4 protein-coding genes are annotated in these 3534 nt (G+C 59.0%); all 4 read left to right on the forward strand.

What is annotated here, in order from left to right; genetic code table 11:
• The first annotated feature begins 113 nt into the window (after positions 1 to 113).
• The 4 genes from AWB65_RS37990 to AWB65_RS34365 all read left to right on the forward strand — a co-directional run bounded on the left by AWB65_RS37990 (position 114) and on the right by AWB65_RS34365 (position 3434).
• Positions 114 to 419 (forward strand): DUF5372 family protein, encoded by a 306-nt coding sequence (locus AWB65_RS37990; RefSeq protein WP_159907969.1) that lies wholly within the window; start codon positions 114 to 116, stop codon positions 417 to 419.
• Positions 420 to 599: 180 nt separating this feature from the next.
• Positions 600 to 1070 carry a helix-turn-helix domain-containing protein gene (locus AWB65_RS34355; protein WP_087671201.1) on the forward strand — a complete coding sequence of 157 codons (471 nt, stop codon included), beginning with the start codon at positions 600 to 602 and terminating at the stop codon, positions 1068 to 1070.
• A gap of 55 nt (positions 1071 to 1125) precedes the next feature.
• Positions 1126 to 1359 (forward strand): hypothetical protein, encoded by a 234-nt coding sequence (locus AWB65_RS34360; protein WP_125474298.1) that lies wholly within the window; start codon positions 1126 to 1128, stop codon positions 1357 to 1359.
• Entirely contained in the window at positions 1356 to 3434 is a 2079-nt protein-coding gene (locus AWB65_RS34365) for a recombinase family protein (protein WP_087671203.1), read from the forward strand. Before AWB65_RS34360 ends, AWB65_RS34365 begins: the two co-directional genes overlap by 4 nt.
• Positions 3435 to 3534 lie beyond the last annotated feature (100 nt).

The following is a 3534-nucleotide window of genomic DNA, read 5'->3' on the forward strand; positions in this document are numbered from 1 at the left end:
GTCGAGCGACTCGAATCGCCGGCCGGCGAGCGCGGTGTTCTGCGTATGCTGGATCGCGTTCTCTACGGAACCCTTGCCATAGACCGTCAACTGCACGTGATTCACTCGGTAACATACAACTTGTCAGTGTCACCCACCCATTCCATCCTCTGCGCGGACAGGAGTTCGTGCTTCTGGAGCGTCGCAGCACTTGGGGCGAAGAGCGCGTGTACTTCCACGATGATGCAGGCAGGCTGAGACGTCTCCCTGCTTCGTGGACAAGCGTCGCGGCGCCCAATGCATTCGAAGTCCTCTCCGCTGGGCGATCCGCATTCCGGGTAGAAGATCTTTTGCATCTGGTTGGGCTCATCGCCCGACACCGGGAAGCCAGCGGTACAGCCGGCAGCAAATCGGGCAGACTCAAGACGTCAAAGAAATAATGCCGCTTGTGTAAACTTAAATAAGCCCATATCACTCTGGTGACGATGAAACTTGATGCTCAATCGGACTCGTTTTAATCGCTGCGCAACGCTTAACCCCTTTTTATTTGGTGTTGAAGATCACCAAGAAGATCAAAACTGAACTTGATATTTCCTGAGACGAGGCATAATTTATATTACATGAGCCGAGCGCGGAAACCCGACCCGAAACTGACTGCCCTCCAGGAGAGCGGCACCCTCAATCCGCATGCGCAGGAGGTTCGTGATGAGGCGTTCATTGCCGGTGACTTCTTCGATGCCCGAGACCTGGTGCAGGTACGCTACGAAATGCTTCGCCGCGTGCGTACGGAGGGGCAAACCATCGCGGAGGTGGCCGCACGATTTGGCATCTCGCGGCCGACGTTCTACAAGGTGCAGGCCGACTTTGATCGTGAGGGATTGGCGGGGCTTCTGCCGGATAAGCGTGGGCCTCGTGGTGCCCACAAGCTCACTGCGGAGGTGCTGCACTTCATCGAAGAGGCGCGCGCCGCAGAGGGCGGCCTGAGCACGAACGAGTTGCTCGACCGCATAGCAGCGAAGTTCGGTTTGAATGTGCATCGGCGCACCGTGGAGCGCGCGCTGCGTCGAGAGCCGAAAAAAAAACGCCAGTGATTTCCCGGCGCGCATAACGTCAGACCCGGATGCACTGGTCGAGGGCTACGAAGCCTTGCGCATCGATATGGTCGAGAAACGCGGATGCTGCCCGTCGGGGCGCGGACGCACGCTCCTGATGCGCAAGGGCATGGCGGCGTGGATAGCAGGCATGCGTGAGATCGCCCCATGCACACCGACTGCACGCGTCACAACTCACGATACAGGCCCGAGCGCGGGCATCCGGCAGGATCTGATCGATATCCTGACATCGATGGTGCTTGCGAACGCACTGGAGGAGACGGCATGACTGCCAGTACACCCGAAAAGATACAAGCCAGGCATCTCTCGAGAAACGCCTACCTGTATGTACGGCAGTCGACCCTGCGGCAGGTGTTCGAAAACACGGAGAGTACCCAGCGCCAGTATGCGCTGCGCGAGCGTGCCGTCTCCCTCGGGTGGAGAATTGACCAGGTGTTCGTGATTGATTCCGATCTCGGGCAATCCGGCGCGTGTGCAGTCGATCGCGAGGGCTTCCAGCGGCTGGTAACCGAGGTAAGCATGGGCAAGGCTGGAATCGTGATGGGCCTGGAGGTTTCGCGCCTGGCACGCAACTCGTCGGACTGGCACCGGCTGCTGGAAATCTGTGCGTTGACCGATACCCTTCTGCTCGACGGAGATGGCGTATATGATCCTGCGCACTTTAACGACCGCCTCGTTCTGGGCTTGAAGGGAACGATGAGCGAAGCGGAGTTGCATGTTCTGCGGTCAAGGTTACGTGGAGGCATTCTTAACAAGGCTCGACGTGGTGAGCTTGAAATACGTTTGCCCATCGGCTTTGTCTACGATGGCGAAGGGCGCGTAAGCCTGGATCCCGATCAGCGCATTCAGGAAAGTATCCGCGAGTTCTTCCTCACGTTTCGTCGCACCGCTTCGGCTATGGCTACTGTAAAGGCCTTTCGTCGAGCGGGGCTGAAGTTTCCGCGCCGGATCTATCGGGGCCCGCACAAAGGCGACGTCCAGTGGGACGAGCTCGATCACTCGCGTGCGCTTTGGATCCTTCACCATCCTCGCTACACCGGAGCATTCTGCTTTGGACGCACACGCACGCGCAAGCTTCCCGACGGCCATCAGGTATCGCAGACTTTACCCGTGGACGAATGGACCGCCCTCATTCGTGACGCGCACCAAGGTTACATCACGTGGGAACAGTTCGAGCAACACGTACAGATCCTCCATGACAATGCTCAGGCCCACGGTTGTGAGCGCGATCTCGGCGCCCCTCGCGAAGGGCCGGCGCTGCTGCAGGGACTGGCGATATGCGGGCGTTGCGGTGAGCGGATGACGATCCGTTACCATGTCCACGACACGCAGCGCGTGCCCGACTACATGTGCCAACGCCGCAGCATCAACGAAGGTGTAGGGCGACCATGCCAGCAAATCAACGGTGCTGAACTCGATCAGGCAATCGGCAGGCTTCTGGTGGAAACCGTTACACCCGTGACGCTTCAGGTCGCGCTCGCGGTGCAGAAGGAGCTCGAGGATCGATCAGGAGAGTTCGACCGGTTGCGACGGCAAGAGATCGAGCGGGCAAGTTATGAGGTCGATCTGGCCCGTCGTCGTTACATGCGTGTCGATCCCGATAACCGTCTCGTAGCCGATTCGCTGGAAGCCGAGTGGAACCTGGCACTACGAGCGCTTGCGGCTGCCCAGGAGCGCTATGAGAAACAATGCGAGACCAGAAGCGCCCAGCTCAATAAAAAGCAGCGCGAGAGCATCATGGCGCTAGCACAGGACTTTCCGCGCCTGTGGAACGATCCCCAGACTCCCGAGCGTGAGAAAAAGCGTATGGCCCGTTTGCTGATCGCCGACGTGACGCTGCTGAAGGACACCGAGATCATCGCACGGGTGCGCTTCAAGGGTGGCGCAACCCGTGAACTGCGTCTGTCTTTACCCAAACCGTCATGGCAGTTGAGACAGACCCCGACAGCGGTCGTTGCCGAGATCGATCGTCTGCTGGAAGGACACACTGACCACGAAACCGCGGAATTACTTAATGCGAGTGGTATGCGCTCTGGCGAGGGCTTGCCGTTCAGGAGACTGATGGTACGCCGGATCCGTATCGATTACGGGTTGAAAACGCAATATGAGCGCCTGCGGGCGCGCGGACTGTTGAGCGCCACGGAGATAGCAAAGTATCTCAAGGTATGCACGGCCACCATTGCCGACTGGCGACGGGCGGGGCTGCTCAAAGCATACCAATATAACGATAACGGCCAGTATCTCTACGAGCGCCCTGGTGTCGACGCTCCCAGGAGGTTCGCGCACAAGAACAAAGCTCGCCGCGAGGCGGCTGTAGACGTAACTACCCCCTGGCATGACTGATGAGGTGCAATATGCGACGAACTCCTTGCGATTCGGGTCGCGTACGCGAGCCGGGTCGGCAATGACGCCGTAGTGCTCGAGCATCGCGGCATAGAGCCGG

The sequence above is a fragment of the Caballeronia humi genome (genome assembly GCF_001544475.1).
Taxonomy (GTDB): Bacteria; Pseudomonadota; Gammaproteobacteria; order Burkholderiales; family Burkholderiaceae; genus Caballeronia; species Caballeronia humi.